At 62.5% G+C, this 21,576-nt stretch carries 19 protein-coding genes and 1 tRNA gene; 7 read left to right on the top strand and 13 right to left on the bottom strand.

The window, feature by feature from the left end; translation table 11 throughout:
• Window positions 1-1,440, top strand: coding sequence for an amidophosphoribosyltransferase (purF, locus tag WDJ60_RS11695; RefSeq protein WP_340100633.1), 1,440 nt, complete (start codon window positions 1-3; stop codon window positions 1,438-1,440).
• On the opposite strand, the gene WDJ60_RS11690 is transcribed toward purF, so the two are convergent.
• Both WDJ60_RS11690 and WDJ60_RS11685 read right to left on the bottom strand, forming a co-directional pair.
• Window positions 1,437-2,522: a sensor histidine kinase gene (locus tag WDJ60_RS11690; RefSeq protein ID WP_340100632.1), complete on the bottom strand. Its 1,086-nt coding sequence runs from the start codon at window positions 2,520-2,522 to the stop codon at window positions 1,437-1,439. The genes purF and WDJ60_RS11690 overlap by 4 nt on opposite strands.
• Before the next feature lie 53 nt (window positions 2,523-2,575).
• On the bottom strand, window positions 2,576-3,133 hold the full coding sequence (locus WDJ60_RS11685; protein WP_340100631.1) for a DUF420 domain-containing protein: 558 nt from the start codon (window positions 3,131-3,133) through the stop codon (window positions 2,576-2,578).
• A 401-nt stretch (window positions 3,134-3,534) separates the two neighbouring features.
• Here WDJ60_RS11685 and WDJ60_RS11680 point away from each other — a divergent pair, with 401 nt between their 5' ends.
• Entirely contained in the window at window positions 3,535-3,699 is a 165-nt protein-coding gene (locus WDJ60_RS11680; RefSeq protein WP_340100630.1) for a hypothetical protein, read from the top strand.
• A 106-nt stretch (window positions 3,700-3,805) separates the two neighbouring features.
• Entirely contained in the window at window positions 3,806-4,834 is a 1,029-nt protein-coding gene (locus WDJ60_RS11675) for an LLM class flavin-dependent oxidoreductase (RefSeq protein ID WP_340100629.1), read from the top strand.
• Window positions 4,835-4,839: 5 nt separating this feature from the next.
• Here WDJ60_RS11675 and WDJ60_RS11670 read toward each other — a convergent pair whose 3' ends face one another.
• From WDJ60_RS11670 to WDJ60_RS11660, 3 genes are all read right to left on the bottom strand, one after another.
• Window positions 4,840-5,283, bottom strand: a complete 444-nt coding sequence (locus WDJ60_RS11670) for an acyl-CoA thioesterase (RefSeq protein ID WP_340100628.1) — start codon at window positions 5,281-5,283, stop codon at window positions 4,840-4,842.
• 117 nt (window positions 5,284-5,400) lie between these two features.
• A complete protein-coding gene (locus WDJ60_RS11665; RefSeq protein WP_340100627.1) occupies window positions 5,401-7,671 on the bottom strand; it encodes a CDC48 family AAA ATPase in 2,271 nt (756 codons plus the stop codon).
• Window positions 7,668-7,898: a DUF7127 family protein gene (locus WDJ60_RS11660; protein WP_340100626.1), complete on the bottom strand. Its 231-nt coding sequence runs from the start codon at window positions 7,896-7,898 to the stop codon at window positions 7,668-7,670. The genes WDJ60_RS11665 and WDJ60_RS11660 overlap by 4 nt, the downstream gene beginning before the upstream one ends.
• Before the next feature lie 179 nt (window positions 7,899-8,077).
• On the opposite strand from WDJ60_RS11660, the gene WDJ60_RS11655 reads away from it, so the two are divergent.
• Entirely contained in the window at window positions 8,078-8,857 is a 780-nt protein-coding gene (locus WDJ60_RS11655; RefSeq protein WP_340100624.1) for an alpha/beta fold hydrolase, read from the top strand.
• A gap of 64 nt (window positions 8,858-8,921) precedes the next feature.
• On the opposite strand, the gene panB is transcribed toward WDJ60_RS11655, so the two are convergent.
• Together panB and WDJ60_RS11645 are read right to left on the bottom strand one after the other, a co-directional pair.
• Window positions 8,922-9,731: a 3-methyl-2-oxobutanoate hydroxymethyltransferase gene (gene panB / locus WDJ60_RS11650; protein ID WP_340100623.1), complete on the bottom strand. Its 810-nt coding sequence runs from the start codon at window positions 9,729-9,731 to the stop codon at window positions 8,922-8,924.
• Between the two features lie 43 nt (window positions 9,732-9,774).
• On the bottom strand, window positions 9,775-10,278 hold the full coding sequence (locus WDJ60_RS11645) for a DUF2062 domain-containing protein (protein WP_340100621.1): 504 nt from the start codon (window positions 10,276-10,278) through the stop codon (window positions 9,775-9,777).
• 125 nt (window positions 10,279-10,403) lie between these two features.
• On the opposite strand from WDJ60_RS11645, the gene WDJ60_RS11640 reads away from it, so the two are divergent.
• On the top strand, window positions 10,404-10,835 hold the full coding sequence (locus WDJ60_RS11640) for a universal stress protein (RefSeq protein ID WP_340100619.1): 432 nt from the start codon (window positions 10,404-10,406) through the stop codon (window positions 10,833-10,835).
• A 3-nt stretch (window positions 10,836-10,838) separates the two neighbouring features.
• Here WDJ60_RS11640 and WDJ60_RS11635 read toward each other — a convergent pair whose 3' ends face one another.
• Window positions 10,839-12,050 (bottom strand): inorganic phosphate transporter, encoded by a 1,212-nt coding sequence (locus tag WDJ60_RS11635; protein WP_340100617.1) that lies wholly within the window; start codon window positions 12,048-12,050, stop codon window positions 10,839-10,841.
• A 241-nt stretch (window positions 12,051-12,291) separates the two neighbouring features.
• Here WDJ60_RS11635 and WDJ60_RS11630 point away from each other — a divergent pair, with 241 nt between their 5' ends.
• Window positions 12,292-12,471 (top strand): DUF5822 domain-containing protein, encoded by a 180-nt coding sequence (locus WDJ60_RS11630; RefSeq protein ID WP_417750455.1) that lies wholly within the window; start codon window positions 12,292-12,294, stop codon window positions 12,469-12,471.
• On the opposite strand, the gene WDJ60_RS11625 is transcribed toward WDJ60_RS11630, so the two are convergent.
• From WDJ60_RS11625 to WDJ60_RS11615, 3 genes are all read right to left on the bottom strand, one after another.
• Complete coding sequence (locus WDJ60_RS11625) at window positions 12,468-13,010, bottom strand: HAD family hydrolase (protein ID WP_340100615.1); 543 nt, start codon at window positions 13,008-13,010, stop codon at window positions 12,468-12,470. The two genes, WDJ60_RS11630 and WDJ60_RS11625, sit on opposite strands and share 4 nt — an antisense overlap.
• A gap of 45 nt (window positions 13,011-13,055) precedes the next feature.
• A complete protein-coding gene (locus tag WDJ60_RS11620) occupies window positions 13,056-14,183 on the bottom strand; it encodes an acyl-CoA dehydrogenase family protein (RefSeq protein WP_340100614.1) in 1,128 nt (375 codons plus the stop codon).
• Between the two features lie 87 nt (window positions 14,184-14,270).
• Window positions 14,271-14,771 carry a helix-turn-helix domain-containing protein gene (locus tag WDJ60_RS11615; protein WP_340100612.1) on the bottom strand — a complete coding sequence of 167 codons (501 nt, stop codon included), beginning with the start codon at window positions 14,769-14,771 and terminating at the stop codon, window positions 14,271-14,273.
• A gap of 164 nt (window positions 14,772-14,935) precedes the next feature.
• Here WDJ60_RS11615 and WDJ60_RS11610 point away from each other — a divergent pair.
• Window positions 14,936-15,020: transfer RNA gene (locus WDJ60_RS11610), tRNA-Leu, on the top strand.
• 197 nt (window positions 15,021-15,217) lie between these two features.
• Here the strand turns inward: WDJ60_RS11610 and WDJ60_RS11605 are convergent.
• Window positions 15,218-19,162, bottom strand: coding sequence for a PKD domain-containing protein (locus tag WDJ60_RS11605; protein WP_340100610.1), 3,945 nt, complete (start codon window positions 19,160-19,162; stop codon window positions 15,218-15,220).
• A 577-nt stretch (window positions 19,163-19,739) separates the two neighbouring features.
• A complete protein-coding gene (locus WDJ60_RS11600) occupies window positions 19,740-21,569 on the bottom strand; it encodes an FAD-binding protein (protein WP_340100609.1) in 1,830 nt (609 codons plus the stop codon).
• Window positions 21,570-21,576: the final 7 nt, after the last annotated feature.

Raw genomic sequence — 21,576 nt, 5'->3', positions numbered from 1 at the left:
ATGCACGAGAAGTGCGGCGTTGTTGGAATCTCTCTTGCGGACCGAGACGCCGCCCGCCCGCTCTACTACTCGCTGTACGCCCTCCAGCACCGCGGCCAGGAAGCCGCGGGCATCGTCACCCACGACGGTTTCCAGCAGTACGACCACGTCGATACCGGCCTCGTCGGAGACGTCTTCGACAACGACGACCTCGAACAGCTAAAGGGCCCGAACGGCATCGGCCACGTCCGCTACCCGACACAGGGCGGTCTCGGCCAGTGCTGTGCACAGCCGTTCTCGGTGTCGTTCAAGAGTGGGTCGCTCGGACTGGCCCACAACGGCAACCTCGTCAACACCGAGGAGGTCCGGCAGGAACTGGCCACGCTCGGCCACGCGTTCACGTCGAACGGCGATACGGAAGTCATCGCCCACGACCTGGCGCGGAATCTGCTCGAAGAGGACCTGATTCGCGCGGTCAAGTCGACGATGAGTCGCATCCACGGGTCGTACTCGCTGACCATCATGCACGACGAGACGGTGATGGGCGTGCGCGACCCGCAGGGCAACCGCCCGCTGTGTATCGGCGAACTGGACGACGGGTACGTCATCGCCTCAGAATCTGCCGCCATCGACACGCTCGACGGCGAGCTCATCCGGGACGTGAAACCCGGCGAACTGGTGGTTCTCCATCCCGACGGCTCGGGGTACGACACCTACCAGCTCGTCGAGCGCGAGAACACCGCTCACTGTTTCTTCGAGCACGTCTACTTTGCCCGCCCGGATTCGATCATCAACGACGAACTCGTCTACGAAGTGCGCAGAGAGCTGGGTCGATCCCTCTGGGAAGAGTCCGGCGTCGACACCGACGTGGTGATGCCCGTTCCCGACTCCGGTCGCTCGTTTGCCTCCGGCTATGCCGAAGCCGCGAACGAGGACGGCAACGACGTGGAGTTCGCCGAGGGACTGATGAAAAACCGCTACGTCGGGCGCACCTTCATTATGCCCACGCAGGACGAACGCGAACGCGCAGTCCGGCTGAAGCTCAACCCGATCAAATCGACCATCGAGGGCCAGAGCGTTACGGTCATCGACGACTCCATCGTTCGCGGAACCACCTCGACACAGCTCGTCGAGTTACTGCGGGACGCCGGAGCAGAGGAAGTCCACGTCCGCATCGGTGCGCCGCCCATCATCGCACCGTGTTACCTGGGCATCGACATGGCGAGCCGGGAGGAACTTATTGCCGCAGACAGGAGCGTCGAGGACATTCGCGACGAGATTCTGGCAGATTCGCTGTCCTATCTCTCCATCGACGCAGTCACCGAAGCGCTCGACAGGGGCCACGAGGACCTCTGTCTGGGCTGTGTCACCGGCAAGTACCCCTACGACATCGAAGGGGAAGAGCGAGACCGGGAGATCGACCGACCGCAGATCGACTCGACGGTCAGCGCCGACGACTAACGCTGCGGCAATTCGATTTCGAACGCCGTCTGTGACCCACCAGCCAGCCGTATCTCTCCGCCGTACCGGTCCAGAATGAGGTCCGCGAGGTAGAGCCCCAGTCCGTCGCCCTCGCTGTCGGTGCCGCGCGTGTTCGGCTCGAAGAGTGACTTTCGAGGAGAGACACCGACTGTCGTTCCGGTGTCGGCAACGGTGACGACGACGCTGTCGGTGCGCTCTTCGACAGATACCGTTACCGGTGGTTCGCCGTGCCGGAGCGCGTTGTCGAGTGTCTCGTAGAGTGCCAGATAGAGCAACGCGTCAGCGAGAACGCTCGTGTCAGTCTCACCGGTCACCTCGATAGGCGCGTCGGGCCGGTCGTCTTCGATGGTGGCGATTGCGCGATCGATGGCCAGGTCGACGCTCGTCTCGCCGGTGTCGGTCACCCACGTCAGCACGTCGACGACCGTCTCGATGCGGTCGACGGTGTCGGTCATGTGCTCGCAGTGGTCGACGATGGAGTCGACGGCGGTGTCGCGGTCGATCTTCTCGGCGTCGAGCAGTTCCGCGCGACCGCTGATGGCGCTGGCGTCGTTGAGAATCTGGTGGCGGAGAATTCCGTTCAGTGCCGAGAGTGCTTCCTGCTGTTCGTTCAGGAACTCGCGGCGGCCCTGCTCACGGCTGGCACGCTCGACGAGGCTTCGGACCCGAACGTCGTAGTAGCCGACGACGGCACCGAACAGTGCGCCAGCGGCGAGTGCGGACAGGAAGACGAGCAGCGTCTGAAACGTGGTGTCGGTCGTCGGCACGACAAACTGGAACCACGCGCCCAGTGTTGCGAGGGCGAGCACACCGCCGCTCACCCACGCAAGGATACGAATCGCGTCCTCGCTGTCAGTCAGATCGAGTGCGATCCGGACGCCGACAGCGATGAGCAACAGACAGAGGACGACCAGCGCCGAAATCTGGAGGAGTTCCTCGCTGGACAGTTGCGCGTCGAGAAGTACGGAGCCGACACCGACGACCAGCAAGAGCCCACCGATGGCGCTGACGAGATACCGCCACCATCCTCCGTCGACCGACGCCGGACCCTCCTCGGCCATTCAGCCGACGGTAGCGACGGCGGGAGCAAAAGCCTGTGGGCAGCGGCCCACAGTCAGTACACCACGTACAGTAGTCCGTAGACGGCGATACCCAGCGCGAAGGAGACGAACCACAGCGAGGCTGCGATCTTCCCGACGCGTGGGTGAGGCGACTCACGAATCGCTGCAATCGGGCGGGTTACTGCGAGCAGGAGGACATAATAAACGAACGGAATCGAGAGTACTGCGAGCAGGATGTGTATCGCCAGCGTTGGCAGATAGACGAACTGGTAGACCGTCTCGGGGCCGGGGAAAGCAGACGGTCCTTCCAGTGCGATACGGTAGAGATAGAGGACGAGAAAGCCAAGAAAGAGAACCGTCGTCGCGGCCATCGCAGCCCGGTGGCGAGCGATATTTCCGCCTTTGACCGCGCGGATGCCGATAGCGATGGTCACGAGCGCCGCTGCGCTGAGGGCAGCATTGAGGTGGGGAATCACCTCGACCAGCGGCGTAATTCTGGGGAGTGCACCCGACGGGACCAGTCCGCCAGCGGTCCCGAAGACGACAGCCAGCGAGACGATGCTCAGAACAGCCGTCAGTTCGCGCACCCGGTCGCGCGCCTGGAGTTGCATATCTGAACGGAGGGGCCCGACGGTCAAGGGGATTTCGAAGCAGCCAGCCCGATCCGGTGTAGGTATCATAGAAGACCTCAGATGCTCTATCTGAAACACCCCACCGAACGCTCAATACAGACCACCTTTTTCCCGGTCGGGTTCGAGTCGCGGCTTCGCCGCGCTCGAACCACTCCCGGCAAAAACGTGGGCGAAAAAGGCCGAGCACTCACTTCGTTCGTGCTCGGTGAACCGCGCTCGCTTCGCTCGCGCGGATGCTGGTGCTCACTCCACCTGCTCGTTCTAACAGCCAATTTATCGATAACGGGGTGAACATAAGACGGTAGAATCGTTCTATCCGATCCCAATCCAGTGTGAACCGGTCACAAAGGTGTTTACGCAAACAGCCATAACGGTTAGAAATGGCACGTGATTTAATTGCGATAACAGCACAGGGAACTATCGAATGCGACGGCTTCGACGAGAAAAACAGCGGTGTGCGACTCTGGGCGACCGAGGACGGCGAAAAGCAAATCGTCGGCTACGTTCCGTTTGACCGCCTCGAACGAATCGAGGAAAACCAGTAGGAGGAGAAGAAACCAGACACCGCCCGAGGACACTCCATTCGCAGCTATGCAAGTGTGACCCTGCTGGGAACCGAACCGTTATTTTTCACACTCCCCGAAGACGGACGTGAACCTCTCCGTTGTCGACCTCTCCCCGGTCCCCGACGATGGGACCGCGATAGACGCCTACGCGAACACCGTCGACGCCGCACAGCAGGCCGAACGACTCGGATACTCGCGGTTCTGGGTGGCCGAACACCACGGGATGGCAGAGACGCTGGCGGGGACGACGCCCGAAGTACTCCTCGGCCACCTCGCCGCCGAAACGGATTCGATTCGGCTCGGATCGGGAGCAGTCCTGCTCAATCACTACAGTCCGTTCAAAGTCGCCGAGCTGTTCGGCACGTTGGACGGACTCGCACCGGGTCGTATCGACGCCGGGCTCGGGCGCGCGAACGGCTCACCGGCCGCCGACCGCGCCCTCGGAACGGACCGATACGTCCAGAACCCGGACGAGGACCACGCCGAGAAAATCGAAGCCGTCGTCAGCCACCTCTACGACGAATATCCGCCAGAACACGCCTACAGCGACCTGGAGATTCCGCGTTCGGGCGACGAAACACCCATCCCGTGGACGCTCGGGTCGAGTCCGTCGAGTGCGGCCGTCGCAGGTGAACTCGGACTACGCTACTGCTTTGCGGCGTTCATCCGCCCGCAGTTCGCCGAGTACGCCTTCGAGGACTACCGCGAAGCGTTCGAGCCGTCAGCACTTGGCGGTGGCGTGGACGAACCAGAGGGAATGATTGCGGTGAACGTGGTCTGTGCCGAGACCGACGAGGAGGCGGCACGGCTCCGAGCCGTGGCAGAAGCGTCGTACAAGCGGATGGAACGCGGCGTCGTCGGGACGACACCGAGCGTCGAGGAGGCCATCGACGAACTTGGCTCCGTTCCCGAACCGACGCCTGCCACGCTGGACGACGACGAGTGGCCGCGGGCCATCTCCGGCAGTCCGGAAACGCTCGCCAGCCTGCTGGACCAACTCGCCGACCGCGTCGACGTCGACGAAGTGATGATTCAACACGTCGTCGGGAACCACGAAGACGCGCTCCGGTCGCACGAACTCCTGGCAGACGGCGTCGGACTCACGCCCCGGTAACGCTCTTAGTCTGTGGTTTCACCGGCCAGTGCCGTCTCCTGTAACCGTTCGCATCGTTCAGATTCGACGGCAATTTCTGGAACACGAGTTGGGGTTCCCTCGTCGTCGACGGCGACGAAGACGAAGTGGGAGTCGGTCGTCTGCTCGCGGTCACCGGTACGCGGGGCTTCGTGAAACGCCTGCAGTCGGACCCGGATGCTGGTCCGACCGGTCGCGTACGCGTAGGCTGTGATGACGCATGTGTCGCCCTGCGGAATCGGCCGCTTGAAATCGAGGTCGTTGACGTGGGCCGTCACGCACGTCTCGCCGGCGTGGCGCATCGCAGAGAGGGCACCGACTTCGTCCATCCACCGCATGATGTTGCCGCCGTGTGCGCCGCCGTAGTTGTTGGTGTCGTTGGGCTGGATTCGCTCTCTGTTCTCGATGTGGGTTTCGCTAACAGTGGCCATATGTCCTCGTGGACGCACACATACAAAAACGAGCGGCAAGCGGCTGTCGGACGGCTGTGCGGTTGCTGTCCGAGTGCAAAACAAAAACTGCGAAACCGGAATACCGCGACCGGGAGCCTACTGGAAGGTCCGGCCGACCTTCTCTTCGGTCTCGAGTTCGGCCTCGGCCTTGCCGAAGCGTTGCTCGATTTCCTCGTAGCGCTCTTTGGTTTCCTCGTCGACACTGGCGCGGACTTCGTCCAGCGCTTCCTCGAAGTGGTCGGCAGTCACGCGGACGTTGCCGATACTGCCGTCGATATCGTCGGGATCCACGCTGTTGATGAACTCCCGCGATGCGGCCATCGAGGCCTCGCGGCAGACCGCTTCGATGTCGGCACCGACGTAGCCGTCAGTCCGGCGCGCCAGGTCGTCGAGATCCACGTCGTCGGCCAGCGGTTTGTCTTCGGTGTGGACCGCGAAGATCTTCCGGCGGGCTTCCTCGTCGGGAACGGGCACGTGGACGTGCCGGTCCAGACGACCGGGGCGCAGGAGTGCGCTGTCGATGAGGTCCGGGCGGTTCGTCGTGGCGATGACTACCACGTCCTCCAGTTCCTCGAGCCCGTCGAGTTCGGTCAGCAACTGGGAGACGACGCGTTCACCGACGCCGGAGTCGCCGGTGTGTTGTCCCCGCTCCCCGGCGATGGAGTCGATTTCGTCGAAGAAGACGACAGTCGGTGCGTTCGACCGTGCCTTCTCGAATATCTCGCGGACGCCTTTCTCCGATTCGCCGACGAACTTGTTGAGCAGTTCAGGTCCCTTGATGGAGATGAAGTTGCTCTTCGACTCGTTGGCGATCGCTTTCGCCAGCAGCGTCTTCCCGGTCCCCGGTGGACCGTACATCAGCACGCCCTTTGCGGCCTGCATGTCCATCTGCTCGAACACTTCGGGGTACTCCAGCGGCCACTGGATAGTCTCGCGCAGCCGTTCTTTGGTGTCTTCGAGTCCACCGACGTTCTCCCAGGTCACGTCGGGCACTTCGACGAATACCTCACGCAGGGCGGAGGGTTCGATGCCCTTCAGCGCCTGCTTGAAGTCCTGTTCGGTGACTTCCAACCGTTCGAGCGTCTCGGCGTCGATTTCGTCGGATTCGAGGTCCAGTTCTGGTCGGATGCGCCGAAGCGCGTTCATCGCGCTCTCTTTGGCCAACTGCGCGATGTCGGCACCGACGAAACCGTGGGTGTTCTCGGCGTACTTATCGATGTCGACCTTCTCCGAGAGGGGCATCCCGCGGGTGTGGACCTGTAGGATTTCCTTGCGGCCCTCCTTGTCTGGGACACCGACCTCGATTTCGCGGTCGAAGCGGCCGCCTCGACGGAGTGCGGGGTCGATAGCGTCGACGCGGTTGGTCGCACCGATGACGATGACCTCGCCGCGCTCGGAGAGGCCGTCCATCAGCGAGAGGAGCTGGGCGACGACACGGCGTTCCACGTCACCGCTGGTCTCGCCACGTTCGGGTGCGATGGAGTCGATTTCGTCGATGAAGACGACGGCCGGGGAGTTCTCCTCTGCCTCCTCGAACACTTCCCGAAGTTGCTCCTCGCTCTCGCCGTAGTACTTGGACATGATCTCCGGTCCAGAGATGTCCGTGAAGTACGCGTCAATCTCGTTAGCGACGGCGCGGGCCATCAGCGTCTTCCCGGTCCCCGGCGGACCGTGCAGGAGGACGCCCTTCGGCGGTTCGATGCCCAACTGCTGGAACAGCTCTGGGTGGCGCATCGGCAGCTCGATCATCTCACGGACCTGCTCGAGTTCGTCGTCGAGACCGCCGATGTCCTCGTAGGTCACGTCGGGCGTCTCGTGGTCCTGACTCCCCTCGGGACCGCCGGCAATCTGCTCGGCGGGCTGTTCGGACACCTGTACGTCAGTCGAGTCGGTGACGACGACGGTGCCGCCGGGCCGGGTGTCGGCAATCTTCAGTGGAATCTTCTGGCCGGACATCGAGGAGAGCGGTCCGAGACCGAAAGAAACGGGGACGGTCTGTCCCTGTGTAATCGCCTGTCCGCTGAGGTTCTGGCGAATCATCGGGGCAACGTTCCCACGAACCCGAAGGTTCTGCGGAAGCGCGACCGTGACCGATTTCGCCGGCTGGACATCTGCGGCTTCGACGTCGACGGAGTCGTCGATTCCTGCGCCTGTCTCCTGGCGGAGCTGACCGTCGATTCGGACGACAGCACGGCCGTCGTCTTCGGGATAGCCGGGCCAGACGCGCGCGACCGCACGCCCGTCGTCACCCTCGATGACGATGTAATCGCCGTTCTCGAGGTCCATCTCGGCCATCGCCTGTCGGTCGACAGCCGCGAGTCCGCGACCCGCGTCTTTCTGTTTCAGGGGCTTGACAGTGAGTCTCATGCACTCACCTCGATAGTGAGGACGCCGTTTTTCATAAACGCTCGTGCGTCCCCTTCCAGTTCGATGTCGTACTGCTCGTCGTCCGCGACGACGATGACCGTATCGTCGACGACTTCGACGGACGAGGAGCCAACGTAGCCGAAGTCCGCAGCGAGCACTACACTGTCGTCGTACTCGAATCGACTCACGTCGATATCCTGCGCTTCGAGCTGCTGCATCGGTTTCATACTAACTACAAGTAACCGCGATAAGTATATAAATCTTACCCTAATATACAGATACCCTTCCGGGGATTACGGCAAATAGATTGTTTGCGGTTCACACCAGAGCGCGGGCAGTTAGTTCGACAGGTAGCCGCCAGCGAGCAATCGCTGGCACGAAGTGAGAGCGACACGGTAACGATGGTATGGAGACGGTCAGTCACGACGGACGAGACACGGCCTACCGGATTGTTCAGCGAGGCGGAAGCGATCCGACAGTGCTGTACGTCCACGGAAGCGGCGGCAGTCATCGGGTGTGGGCGCACCAGTACGGTCCGGACGGACCGAGCCATCCCGCGGCGGCGCTGGATTTGAGCGGTCATGGCGAGTCAGACGACATCGACACTACCGCGGGGCCAGAGACGCTCCTCGCGTACGCTGAGGACGTGAGTGCGGTCGCACGCGCTGTCGAGGCAGACGTACTCGTGGGCAACTCTCTGGGCGGGGCAGTCATCCAGCGGATACTGCTCGACGGTGATCACGAACCGGCAGCGGCGGTCCTCGCGGGAACAGGTGCGGCGCTTCCGGTCGCCGAGTCGCTTCGGACGTGGTTGGCCGAGGACTTCGAGCGGGCCGTCGAGTGGCTCCACGGCACAGACCGACTCTTTCACGACGCCGACGAGCAGACGCGCGAGCGGTCTGTCGAGACGATGTACGCCGTCGGGCGGGCGGTTACCGAACGGGATTTTCTGTCCTGTCACACCTTCGACGTTCGCGAGCAGTTGCGCGACGTGCAGGTTCCAGTCCTCGCGCTCGTCGGAGAGCACGACACACTCACACCCCCCAGCTACCACGAAGTGCTCGCCAGCGAACTGCCACGCGGAGACCTGACCGTCCTCGACGACGCCGCACATCTCGCAATGGTCGACCAGCCGGCGGCGTTCAACGCCGCTCTAGCTGACTTTTTCGACACCCACGCCCCCTGACCGGTCTGCCGCGATACTCACGACTCACCGACGAACGGGGTCCCGGAGAGTCCGACCGCCGCTTCTAGTAGAGATCGTCGAGTTCCTCGGCGACGTGACTGTGTTCCTCTGCCGGGAACGCTCCACTTTCGACGGCGTCGACGTACTCTTCGATAGCCGAGGACATCTCTTCGCGGACGTTTCCGAACGCCTCGGCGAAGGGCGGCGAGTAGTCGCTCAGTCCCACGGCATCGGTGACAACAAGCACCTGTCCGTCGCAATTGTCGCCGGCACCGATACCGATGGTCGGAATCGTCAGTTCGTCGGTGATGTGAGCCGCGAGATTCGACGGGATGTGTTCGAGCACGCACGCGAACGCGCCCGCCTCCTCGTGAGCGCGGGCCATCTCGACGATCTCTTCCGCCTGTTCGACATCGCCGCCCTGCTGGGTGTAGCCGGTCTGGTTCACGCTCTGGGGTGTCAGGCCGACGTGGGCCATCACCGGAATGCCGAGGTCCGCGAGGTGTTCGGTGAGGTCGACAGTGTGCGGGCCGCTCTCGATTTTCACCGCGTTCGCGCCCTCTTCTTTGAGCATCCGCCCTGCATTCGCGACCGACTCGGCGCGGTCGGTGCCAAAGGAGAGAAAGGGCATGTCCGCGACGACGAGTGCGTCCTCGGCACCGCGAGCCACGGCTCCGGTCCGCGAGGCGACTTCCTCGACGGTGACAGGGAGCGTGTCGTCGTAGCCGAGGATGGCGTTGCCCATGCTGTCCCCGACGAGGAGGACGTCGATACCGGCATCTTCGGCGATAGTGGCTGTCATCGCGTCGTACGCCGTCAGCATCGAGATCGCCTCTTCGCCCGCCATCGACTGCAGGTCCCGAACGGTGGTCATACCAACGTGGTGGCACGCGCCGAATAAAATGGGTTCGGGTCGGTCAGTCAGCCTTCAGGCCGAACCGAGCACGGAGTCCCTCCCAGAGTGTCTTCTCGTTGCGCCGGTAGCGCTCGACGACCCGGTGAGCAATAAAGTAGCTCGGGACGGCAGCGATGATTGCGAGGATGACGTTGCCGACGACCAGCCGGAGGGCCACTTCGGGTGCCGCGGTGAGCGACACTTCCGACATCGTGACGCCCTCGACCGGCCCGAGCAAGAGGAAACCGAGACTGACCGAGAGCGCGTACACGCCCCACTTGACGACCGGATTGAACACGACGGCAGAGGCGACCAGCGCGAGTTTGTTCAGGCGGTCAACGAACGCGGCGAGCCCGACGAACGCGATAAACCCGGTTCCGAGTGTCGGAAGCATCGTGATGAAGACGCCGAGGCTGAAACTCTGGGCCACTTCCTCTGTGGAGTGGTCCTCGGAGAACGCCTCCCAGAGCATCTCCTTGGCGCGTCCGAGTGCCCTTCTGATTCGCGCTCGTGGCTCCGAGAGCATTCGGGAATACCAACGGGTGGCCTGTAATTAACTGTCACGGTCAGACAGTCTCGGCCGACACTACAACCGGCAAACGGAACCGGAGAGTGGACAGTCTACTTGGTGTTTGGCTACACAGTGGTCGTATGGCCCCCTCGCACGTACTCGTCCCGCTGGATGGCTCACCGCTGGCTGATGATGCACTCGTCCACGCACTCGAGACGTTCGACTGTCAGCTGACCGTTCTGAACGTCGTGACGCCGATGGACAGTCCGATGAGCGAGGGCGGTGTCCTCGAAGTAGGAGACGAGCGAGAGGCGACTGCGCGCGAGCGCGCCGAAAACATCATCAGTCGCACGAAAAAGCGGTCTGCGGAGAGTGGACGGGACATCGACATCGCAGTCGAGACGGGTGACCCGGCCGACACTATCGTCGACTACGCCACTGACCACGGTGTCGACCACATCGTCATGGGTGGCCACGGCGGTGGCCGCCACAGCCTGACGCGGCGGCTCCTCGGGACCGTCTCGACCGACGTGGTCGGCAGTGCGCCGATGACCGTCACCGTCGTCCGGTGACTGCTATACGCCCAGGACTATCGCGAAGGCTCGGTAAAGCCCGAATCCGAGTGCTATCGAGGTGACGAGTGTAATGAACCAGAACGCCAGCGTAACACCGATTTTCCGGCGAGAGACGCCCGCCGAGCCACCGGCTAGTCCACCGCCGATGACGCCGCTGATGATGATATTATTAAACGAGATGGGAATCCCGAGTGAGATGGCCACCTGCGCGATGATGAAACCGGGGACCAGCGCGGCAATGGAGCGTCGAACGCCGAGCTGTGCGTACTCGCGGGAGGTGGCCTGCAGGAGGCGCGGTGCGCCCATCCACGCACCGCCGAGGATGCCGGTGGCACCGAGGCCGAGCAAGACGATACCCGGCACGCCGAGCTCAGCCGAATAGAGATTCTCCAGCGGTCCGGTTGCGAGTCCAACCTGACTGCCCCCGCTGGAGAAGGCCACGACGCTACCGAGAATGACGAGAAACGTCTTGATACCGCGGTCGACCGACTCCTGTGTCCGCCGACGAATGAACTGGAAACTCACCGCCGCGACGCCGACAGTGACGAGAGCGGCTCCGGCCAGGGCCAGCGTCGGCGACGCGACAATCAACTGCGGCAGGCCGGCGAGTGTCCCCTGTGACTGACCCGCAGGAGAGGGGATGATGCTCATCTGGACGTTGGCGACGATACCCCCGACGACAGCCGCAAGAAGCGGGACGCCAACGGTTTCCGGGATGTCGTCACGGCGGAGGATTGTCGCGGTCAGGTACGCCAGACCGCCAGAGACCGGCGGCACGAGCACCCAGAACAGTCCGATGCGCTGGTAGGTGCCAAAGACTGGGTCCCCGCCAAGCGAGAGGCCAACACCGACCATCGCACCCGTCGTGGCGAAGGCGGCCGGTACTGGGTAGCCCGAGTAAACGCCAAATGCCATGAACGCGGTCGCAGTGAGCAGCCCCGCTGTCGCGCCCAGCGACGTAATCTGCGCGTTGGCGATGAGTCCCGAACCGACCGTTTCAGAGATGCTGCCGCCCTGTGTCAGCGCCCCGAGTGCGGCGAGGATACCGATAAGAAAGGCGGCTTTCATCGTCGAGATGGCGTTGGCACCGATAGCGGGGGCAAACGGCGGGGAGTTGCTGTTCGCACCGAGTGTCCACGCTGTCAGTATACTCGTCACCGTTGCGAGCGCAACGAGCACCCAGAACACCACGCCGGTGGCAGCGACGCTCATTTCGCGGCGCCCTCGCAACCGCCCACGCCGACCGGACGCACACCGACCTCGGTTACGGCGCCACCAGTCGCAGCGTAGCCTTGCAGCCGGCTCTCCATAGCTAGAACCTAGGTGGCTCCCTAATAAGCGTTCAGAGTGAACGGGAGGAATCGGCAGGGGCTTTACGCCCCAGACAGAACAGTTGGGCGTGTCACCAAACGTCGAACACACCAACCCGGACGGCGTCGACTACGGGTGGGTGATGCAGGTAACGTTCGTCGTCACCATCGTCGTAGGCGCGCCAGTCGTCGCCGCGCTCTCGCTGACGACGACACTCGCGACCTGGACGGAGCGTGCGCTCTTTGCCGTTCGTGTGGGAGCAGTCGTCTGGTTTCTCGTCGCCTTTGCCGTCTTTCTGTACGCACGCCGCCACCAGACCTAGCGAAGTAAGTCGATGCGGTCCTCGGCATGCTGGAACGGGACGCCGGCCTGCTGTGCGGTCCGCCTGTCCCGCTGCGTGTCTCCGATAAAGAGCGTCTGACTCGGCTGAGTCCTCAGTCCTCGAATCGCGGCGAGCAGCGGCTCTGGGTCCGGTTTCTCTGTCTCGACGGTATCGCGGCCGACGAGTGCCCGGACGTGCCCGTCCAGCCCGTGCATTTCCAGCGCGATACGGCAGGCTGCCTCGGAATTGAGCGAGCAGACTGCGACGGGTACGTCAACAGGGAGTTCGTCGGCAAGCGGCAGACGTGCTGCGGTCCGCGCGCCCTCGCGTTCGTGTGTCTCGATGATGTCCTCAACTTTCCGACGGAGTCCTCTCGTCTCGGCAGTTTCGAGCACGTCCCAGAGATTCATCCCGTCAGTGTCGACACCACGGGCCGACAACACCGCGGCCGACTCGGCAGTCACCTCGTCCCAGTCGACATCTAACTCGACGAGCGTCCCGTCGAGGTCGTACACCAGCGCGTCGTACTCGACTGTCACAAACCCCAGTACGCCTCGGCCCTGCAAAGGTGTGTCGGCACCTCGCTACCCGTCCAGTAACTCGCGCGCGATAGTCGTCTTCTGAATCTGTGTCGTTCCCTCGTAGATAGTCGTGACCTTCGCGTCGCGGTAAAAGCGCTCGATATCGCTCTCGACGTAGCCCGCGCCACCGTGGATCTGAACGGCTTCGTTGGTCACGTCCATCGCCCCTTCGCTCGCGAAGTACTTGGCCATGCTCGCGGCCATGCGGGCGTCCTCGCCGCGCTCCATCCGCCGCGCGGCGTCGTGCGTGAGCAGCCGACCCGCCCGAACGGTGGTCTGCATCTCCGCGAGTTTGTGCCGAATCGTCTGGATGTCCGCGATTGGCTGGTCGAACTGCTCGCGTTCACCCGCGTAATCGACGGCCTCGTCGAGAGCCGCCTGTGCTAGCCCCACCGACTGCGCGGCGATACCGACCCGTCCGCCGGTCAGAATCGAGAGGGCAGCGGCCAGTCCGCGTCCCTCCTCAGTCAGTCGGTTCTCCGCCGGAATACGCACGCCGTCGAAGGACAGCGAGGTCGTGTCGCTCGCGCGCAGCCCGAGTTTCTCCTCGGGCGTGCCGACGGACAGCCCATCTGCGTCTTTCGGGACGAGAAACTGCGTGACCGACCCCTCGTCGTCGGGGTCAGTCCTGGCGAAGACGACGAGGACGCCGCTACGCTGCCCGTTCGTTATCCACTGTTTTTCCCCGTCAAGGACGTACTCATCACCTTCCAGACGGGCGATAGTCGACATCTCCGCCGGATTCGATCCCGCATCGGGCTCGGAGAGCGCAAACGCACCGACTGGCTGGCCGGTAGCCATGTCCGGGAGCCACTGCTCGCGAAGGTCCTCGCTCCCGAACTCGGCGATACAGGAGGTAGCCAGCGCGTGTACGGACAGCGCCGTCGCCACCGCGAGCGACCCGTAGGCAACCGCCTCGTTGACGATGGCATAGGTTAGCCGGTCGGCGTCGAAACCATCGTACTCCTCGGGAACCGTCAGCGCTGTTAAATCCAGATCGGCCAGCGTCTCCCAGACGTCTTCCGGAAACGTCTCCGTCCGGTCTGCCTCCGCAGCGGTCGGACGTATCTCCTCGGTTGCGACCTCCCGGACGGTGTCGCGGATGGCAGCCTGCTCCGCCGTGAGTTCCATGTGCCCCGTTACCGGGGGACGAGCAAAAGTGGTGTGGCAGTCACTGCCTGGACTGTTCGTCCGAGAGCAGGAGCTGCACGCACCACCTTACCGCGATTCGGAGAGTTCCACGTCGAGGAACTCTTCGAGCGCGACGATGACGGAGCCGCCAACGTTCGCCTGCGTGGCACGTCCCTGTTCGACGGCGAGCAGATCAGATTCGTCCAGGTCCAGTTCGTCGGCGAGTTCGCCGAGCTGGAGACCCGCATCCTGTCGGGCTTTGGTGAGTTGCTGTCCGTAGTCGTCGACGAGGTAGGGGAGCTGGTCGTCGTCGTAGTCGGCGCCTTTCTCCCAGTGGGAGGCGTCTCCAGTGCCTGCGTCGTGCATCTGAGCGGTGTTTTGAGCGGCGCGCTTGCGGCGTTCGCGCTCGTCCCGGTCGCCCGAAGACGAGGTTGTCTTGGCGTTGTCGTCGTGTTCGGCACAGTCCGAGCAAACTTCCAGTTGCGCGCCGGCGACGTTGGCGGAGTGGAGTTCGACGCCGGAGGTCCCGCAGAGCTCGCAGCTCTCGCCGGCACCGCCCCCACCGCTACCGGTCGAGTACTTGGCCATAGGTGGCGTAGCAGATTCTCTGTATTTAAATGTCCGTTTTTCGCCGATGGAATCAGCCCAGTTGGTGTCCGCGTAGTGACGTGTACCCACCCAATCGTGGACCGCGAAACGAAAGCGCTTTTACCCAAACGTCCGGTACGTCTGAGTGCAGACAGACGCAGCGTGCGTGGGTAGCCAAGCCAGGCCAACGGCGCAGCGTTGAGGGCGCTGTCCCGTAGGGGTCCGCCGGTTCAAATCCGGTCCCACGCATCGCACGCCCGAGCAAACGTGAGGGCGAAGATGCAGGTGCCTTCCCTACAAGGGACTGCACCCACGCAAACTTCTACTGAAGCAATCAAGTAGCAGCAGTACAGTCGCTGACCGGACGGTAAGCGTCGAATCAGTATGGCTCTATTTCCGACAGTTGAGAAATAAAAAAAGCGTTGCGGCCGGAGTCGAAGAGCCGTCTATGCGCGACGGGAGATGAGCAGGATGCCCAGCAGCGCGGCAATCGCGCCACCGACCAGGCCGAATCCGGGTCCGCTCGCGCCGGGCGTCGAATCGTCGTTGTCCTCAGTTGGCGTCTCGGTCTGGCTGTCGTCCGAGTTCTCCGGCGGCGTCTGGTCGTCGTTTGGCGTCTGGTCGTCGTTTGGCGTCTGGTCGTCGTTCGGCGTCTGGTCGTCGTTCGGCGTCTGGTCGTCAGTTCCGTTCGTGTCGTTCGTCTCGGCGGCCTCGTTGACGGTTATCTCGAAAGTGTCGTTTCCGACGCGTAGTTCGTGGACACCTGACTCGTTGAACGTGTGCGACATAGTGACGTTACGCATTTCGCCGGCTGGAACGGTCACCGACGTGGTACGGTTGGTCTCGCTCTCGTTGCCGGCGACAGCATTCATTGAGAAGTTATGCGTTCCGTTGACGTCACCGGTGTTGGCGACAGATGCCGTGACGTTGACTGCGTTCCCGAGCGTGACATTCTCGCTGCTGACCCGGACCGACTGCACCGAGAGTTCCGGCGTGCCGGCCTCGGATTCGTTCGTCTCGTTCGCCGGTTCTTCTTCGTCAAGGTCGTGCGGCGGTGGCGACAGTTCGCGGTCCGATGAGTCGTTCGAATCCGACGAATCATCAGAGTCGCCGTCGTCCGGGTCATCCTTCGGTCCGTCGCTCGGGTCGGATGGGTCCTCGGAGTTCCCGTCGTCGGGGTCGTCACCCGGCTCGGACGGGTTCTGAGAGCCGCCGTCGTCCGCTGGCTCGACGTGGATAGTCTGGGTGTCAAAGTTCGAATTCAGAGCCGCATCCCAGGTGGCAAGCCGCACCGAGTACTCGCCGGCACTGTCGTAGGTGTAGGTCGCCGTCGGTGACGACGTCACGTTGTCTCTCTCCCCATCGCCGTCGAAGTCCCACTTGTAATCCGTTATTCCAACGTTGTCAGTGGATTCGCTCGCGTCGAATGTGACCGACTCGCCAACGACCGCCTTGTCAGGTGCGTCGAGTACTGCGGTCGGCGGTTCGGTGTCAGGAGCTTCCTCGACGTGGATGGTGACACTCGCCCGGTCTCTATTGGCGGCCGCATCGACCACGATGACGGTCGCTTCGTACGTCCCGGTACTATCGTAGGCGTGCGTGACCGAGCTGGAATCGGTCTTCTTGTCGAGGTCTCCGTCACCATCGAAATCATATTTGTACTTCACGATTTCCTCGTTGTCAGTCGAGCCGCTCGCATCGAACGTAATCGACTCGTTGACGGTTGTCTCGTTCGGTGCGTCGAGTTTGGCCATCGGCTCTTCGGTGTCGGGAGCTTCTTCGACGTGAACTGTGGCGGTCGCCGTGTCTCTGTTGGCGGCAGCATCGACCACGGTGACGCTTGCATCGTACTCACCGGTGCTATCGTAGACGTGCGTGACCGAACTGGAGTCGGTCTTCTTGTCGATATCACCGTCGCCGTCGAAGTCCCATTTGTACTTCACTATCTCCTCATTATCAGTCGAGTTGCTCGCGTCGAACGTGACTGACTCACCGACAGTCGCTTTGCTCGGTGCATCGAGCGCTGCAGACGGACGTTCGGTATCAGTATCGGACTCTTTGGTGACGCTGACAGTCTTGGACGCCGTGTCCGTGTTGCCAGCAGCGTCGACAACCGTGACGGTAGCGTCGTAGTCAGCGGCACTCCCGTAGGCGTGGCTGACCGAACTGGAGTTCGTCTTCTTCTCGACATCGCCGTCACCGTCGAAGTCCCACTTGTACTTCACGATACCCTCATTGTCGGACGAACCGCTCGCATCGAAGGTGATGGATTCGTCGACTTTGGCGCCACCTGGTGCGTCGAGTTTGGCCACCGGCGATTCGGTGTCGACATCTTTGGTGACGTTGACCGTCATGGACGCCGTGTCCGTGTTCCCGGCGGCGTCGGCCACAGTGACGGTCGCGTTGTACTCGCCGGTACTATCGTAGGCGTGCTCCACCGAGCTAGCGGTCGAATTTTTGTCGATTTCGCCGTCACCGTCGAAGTCCCAGCGGTACTCGAGGATGCCTTCGTTGTCAGTCGAATTGCTCGCGTCGAGCGTGACCGACTGACCGACAGTTGCCTCACTCGGTGCGTCGAGTTTGGCCATCGGTGGTTCGGTGTCTTCCGTGACGTTGACTGTCGCAGTGGCATTGTTCGTATTACCGGCGTCGTCGGCCACAGTGACAGTGGCATTGTACTCACCAGCGTTCGGATAGGCGTAGTCCGTCGTGTTGTCCTTGGTAGTCTTCTCGACAGTTCCGTCACCGTCGACGTCCCAGCGGTACTCGACGATGCCAACGTTGTCCGTCGAGCCGCTCGCGTCGAGCGTGATCGATTCGTCGACGTCCGCTTCGCTCGGTGCGTCGAGTTTGGCCATCGGCGGTTCGGTGTCTTCCGTGACGTTGACCGTCGCCGTGGCGTTGTCAGTATTGCCGGCGGCGTCGGCTACGGTGACGGTTGCGTTGTACTCATCAGCGCTCGTGTACGTGTGAGTGGTCGTGTTGGAACTGGTGGTTTCGTCCACAGTTCCGTCACCGTTGAAGTCCCACTCGTACGTCACGATACCCTGGTTATCGGTCGAATCGCCCGCGTCGAGCGTGACCGACTGACCGACAGTTGCCTCACTCGGTGCGTCGAGTTTGGCCATCGGCGGTTCGGTGTCTTCCGTGACGTTGACCGTCGCAGTGGCATTGTCAGTATTACCGGCTGCGTCGGCCACAGTGACGGTGGCGTTGTACTCACCAGCGTTCGTATACGCGTAGTCCGTCGTGTTGGACGTGGTGGTGTCGTCGATGGTCCCGTCACCGTCGAAGTCCCACCGATATTCGGTGATTTCCTCGTTATCCGTCGAGTTGCTCGCGTCGAGCGTCACCGTCTCATCGACGAGTGCCTCGCTCGGTGCGTCGAGTTTGGCCACCGGCTCTTCGGTGTCGACGTCTTTGGTGACGTTGACGGTCACGGACGCAGTACCCGTATTTCCGGCATCGTCCACCGCTGTGACGGTAGCGTCGTACTCACCATCGCTCGCGTACGCGTAAGTGGTCGTGCTGGACGTGGTGGTATCGTCAGTCTTCCCGTCGCCGTCGAAGTCCCAGCGGTACTCGACAATACCTTCGTTGTCAGTCGAGTTGCTCGCGTCGAACGCGACGGACTCGCCAACGGTCGGGTTCGTGTTGTTCACCGACAGCGACGCGGTCGGTGCCGTCTGGTCGCACGGACCGACGTTGACAGTCACGTTCTGGTCCATGTCGAGTTGGGTAACCGTGTCCCCGTTACCGTCGAGGAGACGCCACTCCTCGGTCTTGTTATCCGCGTCGCCTGAATAGGCCCAATCGCCCCACGCTTCAGCGTCTTCGTTGAATGCAGGGTCAATCTCGATGGAAACGTCCTCTTCAGTGCCCAGCCCGCGGAAGGCGCCACCGTCAGTTCGGTCATCCGCCCACTTCCAGTCGATTTCGCTTCGCGTGCCGAAATGGTCGAAATTATCATCTCGGCCCTCGTAATCGTCGTCCTCAACCGCCCATTCGCCAGCCTCGGGAAGGCCAGTGATGACGAACGTAGTAGTGCTCCCGTACGGTGCATCGTCGGCGTACTCGTCGTGAACGAAGACGAGACTCTCTCCCTCCGACCCGTTGTAGAGGAAGATGTTACTCACCTGGTTCTCCTGAAGATGGGTCGTCCCTTCCGAGCTGTAGTCGTTCTCGACGCTGTAGTTGTAGAAACTCGAGACGTTCTCCGTCCCGTCACCGATGGTCCCGGGCGCGTAACAGTCCCCGCCCTGGGAGACTGTGATCGGTTCGTTACCAATCCCGTCAGCGTCGGTCGCGGCGGTCGTTCCAGTCATCGCCATCCCAAGCACCATCACCATCGCGAGCGTCAGTCCCAGGAGCGTCGATCGGGAACCCGTCATGAGAACACCCCCAGTTCTCGCTCCGCCGGCGAGGTGCACCCCTGTTGCCGAGTTGCGTTGTTCGTGTGCGCGTGCCCACGCCCGACGCCGCGGGTCACGTGCGCTTCGATGCCCCAGAGAGGTTTTGTTGCCGATAACAATCTCATTCTCTGAGGTTCAGTTTGTCTCTATACCATATTGTTATAGAATTAATTCAAAACCGAAGTAGTTCTCTTCTATTTCGGTCCGAGCACCCAGTTTTGATTATAGCTTACTTGCTAGGTACGAAACGATTGTTCAGTCGCTCAACGGTCCCGTGTCGCCGACCAGTCGCTCCGGGCTGCTTGACCCGATTTTGCCAGGCGTCGCGATCCGTTCAATGGATTTGTTCGTCCTTACCGAGGCTAGGCACTGTTTTCTAACCGTTATCTCAGGAATCTGCAACGGCCAGAAGAGAGTCGGTGTCGACGTATCCGACGGGTAAGTGACTACACACGAGCGCGCGGTGGGACGATCTTGAAACAGACGGACGCGAGTCTGTGAGAGCAGTCGTTCGAACGGATACTTCGAAAAATTCGATCAGAAGGGAGCGAGGTAATCAGTAACTGCGCTCCTTGGGCTCGTAGGTCTGCTCGAAGCCTTCGAGGATGACGGGCTTGTAGTAGAGGTTCGGCGTGCCGTCGTTCCACTGGAGCATCGTGTGCTTGAGCCACTCGTCGTCCTTGCGTTCCTGGTGCTGTTTGCGCCAGTGTGCACCGCGGAACTCCTCGCGGGCCAGCGCGCCGAGCGTGATGGCTTCCGCGAGGTCGATGATGTTGCGCGTCTCGATGGTGTGGATGAGGTCCGTGTTGAACGTCTTGGAGGGGTCCGAGACGGCGACGTGCTGATACCGCTCGCGGGCCTCGTGGATGTCCTCCAGCGCGTCCTTGAGGTTGCTCTCCTCGCGGAACACGTTCACGTTCTGGGTCATCGACTCCTGGATGTCCTCCCGAACGTCCGCGTGGTTGATGCCGTCGCGCTCCAGCAGCGTCTCGATGCGTTCCTTTTCCCGAGCCATCGTGTCCTCGATGACTGCCTCGGGGTCGGCCATCGCACCACCGTCCGCGACGGCATCCTCGTCGCTGCCACCGAGAGCACCGGGCGTCACCGGCGTGTCGACTTCGCCGTCTTCGGACTGAGCCGAGGGACCGGTCGGTATCTTCGCTTCGCCCAGATCCTTGCCGGCGGCGTGATGACCGGCGCGCGCACCGAACACGAGCAGTTCCGGCAGGGCGTTCCCACCGAGGCGGTTCGCGCCGTGCATGGAGACACAGGCACACTCGCCAGCCGCGTAGAGCCCGTCGATACAGGTCTCGCCGTTCTCGTCGACCTCGATGCCGCCCATCTCGTAGTGCTGGCCGGGTTTGACCGGCATCGGCTCGTCGAGGCCGTCGACGCCTTCGAAGTCCTCCGCGAGGTGCAGAATGTTTTCGAGGCGGTCGAGGATGCGTTCCTCACCGAGGTGGCGCATGTCGAGGTGGACGTACTCGTCCTCGATACCGCGACCCTCGTTGACCTCCGTCAGTTCCGCTCGGGAGACCACGTCACGCGAGGCGAGTTCGCCGTCGTTGTTCGCGTAGCCGTACTCGAACATCAGGCGCTCCTCGTTGTCGTTGTAGAGGATGCCACCTTCGCCTCGGACACCCTCGGAAATCAGGACGCCCGTCGAGGGCAGCGTCGTCGGGTGGAACTGGACGAACTCCATGTCCTCGATTGGGACGCCGGCGCGGTAGGCCATCGCCGGACCGTCGCCGGTGTTGGCGACGGCGTTGGTGGTGTGGCTGAAGACCTGTCCCGGACCGCCAGTCGCGAGAATGACGCCGTCGGGCGCGTGGAAGCCGGCGACTTCGCCGGACTTGATGTCGTAGGCGACACAGCCGTGACACTCGCGCTCCTCGGGGTCGTCGTGGTCGGTAACCGCGAGGTTCGTGACGTACCACTCGTCGTACACCTCGATGCCTCGCTTGACGACCTGTTCATACATCGTGTGCAGGAGGTGGTGTCCGGTCTCCGCACCTGCGTAGGTCGTCCGCGGGAACGAGAGGCCACCGAACGGTCGCTGGGAGACTCTCCCGTCCTCCTCACGTGAGAAGGGCATCCCCCAGTGTTCGAGCTGGATGACCTCGTCGGGGGCCGATTGCGCGAACGTGTCGACTGCGGGGGCGTCACTGAGGTAGTCGGCCCCTTTCATCGTGTCGTAGGCGTGGAGGTCCCAGGAGTCCTCTTCGTGGAGCGCGGCGTTGATACCACCCTCGGCCGCGCCTGTGTGACTGCGCACCGGGTGGAGCTTCGTCACCAGCGCGACATCGGCTCCTTCCTCGTGCGCTGCAATCGCCGCTCGAAGGCCAGCGCCGCCAGCGCCGACCACGATAACGTCGTGTTCGTACATAGTTGAA

Origin of the sequence: Salinibaculum salinum (assembly GCF_037645885.1) — an archaeon.
Lineage (GTDB): Archaea > Halobacteriota > Halobacteria > Halobacteriales > Haloarculaceae > Salinibaculum > Salinibaculum salinum.
This window is presented reverse-complemented; position numbering and strand designations above follow the sequence as displayed.

Excerpts from the sequence above, each read along its gene's own strand:
- purF (WP_340100633.1), top strand. The coding sequence starts at position 1 with ATGCACGAGAAGTGCGGCGTTGTTGGAATCTCTCTTGCGGACCGAGAC.
- WDJ60_RS11690 (WP_340100632.1), bottom strand. The coding sequence starts at position 2,522 with ATGGCCGAGGAGGGTCCGGCGTCGGTCGACGGAGGATGGTGGCGGTAT.
- WDJ60_RS11685 (WP_340100631.1), bottom strand. The coding sequence starts at position 3,133 with ATGCAACTCCAGGCGCGCGACCGGGTGCGCGAACTGACGGCTGTTCTG.
- WDJ60_RS11680 (WP_340100630.1), top strand. The coding sequence starts at position 3,535 with ATGGCACGTGATTTAATTGCGATAACAGCACAGGGAACTATCGAATGC.
- WDJ60_RS11670 (WP_340100628.1), bottom strand. The coding sequence starts at position 5,283 with ATGGCCACTGTTAGCGAAACCCACATCGAGAACAGAGAGCGAATCCAG.
- WDJ60_RS11665 (WP_340100627.1), bottom strand. The coding sequence starts at position 7,671 with ATGAGACTCACTGTCAAGCCCCTGAAACAGAAAGACGCGGGTCGCGGA.
- WDJ60_RS11660 (WP_340100626.1), bottom strand. The coding sequence starts at position 7,898 with ATGAAACCGATGCAGCAGCTCGAAGCGCAGGATATCGACGTGAGTCGA.
- WDJ60_RS11655 (WP_340100624.1), top strand. The coding sequence starts at position 8,078 with ATGGAGACGGTCAGTCACGACGGACGAGACACGGCCTACCGGATTGTT.
- panB (WP_340100623.1), bottom strand. The coding sequence starts at position 9,731 with ATGACCACCGTTCGGGACCTGCAGTCGATGGCGGGCGAAGAGGCGATC.
- WDJ60_RS11645 (WP_340100621.1), bottom strand. The coding sequence starts at position 10,278 with ATGCTCTCGGAGCCACGAGCGCGAATCAGAAGGGCACTCGGACGCGCC.
- WDJ60_RS11640 (WP_340100619.1), top strand. The coding sequence starts at position 10,404 with ATGGCCCCCTCGCACGTACTCGTCCCGCTGGATGGCTCACCGCTGGCT.
- WDJ60_RS11635 (WP_340100617.1), bottom strand. The coding sequence starts at position 12,050 with ATGAGCGTCGCTGCCACCGGCGTGGTGTTCTGGGTGCTCGTTGCGCTC.
- WDJ60_RS11630 (WP_417750455.1), top strand. The coding sequence starts at position 12,292 with ATGCAGGTAACGTTCGTCGTCACCATCGTCGTAGGCGCGCCAGTCGTC.
- WDJ60_RS11620 (WP_340100614.1), bottom strand. The coding sequence starts at position 14,183 with ATGGAACTCACGGCGGAGCAGGCTGCCATCCGCGACACCGTCCGGGAG.
- WDJ60_RS11615 (WP_340100612.1), bottom strand. The coding sequence starts at position 14,771 with ATGGCCAAGTACTCGACCGGTAGCGGTGGGGGCGGTGCCGGCGAGAGC.
- WDJ60_RS11605 (WP_340100610.1), bottom strand. The coding sequence starts at position 19,162 with ATGACGGGTTCCCGATCGACGCTCCTGGGACTGACGCTCGCGATGGTG.
- WDJ60_RS11600 (WP_340100609.1), bottom strand. The coding sequence starts at position 21,569 with ATGTACGAACACGACGTTATCGTGGTCGGCGCTGGCGGCGCTGGCCTT.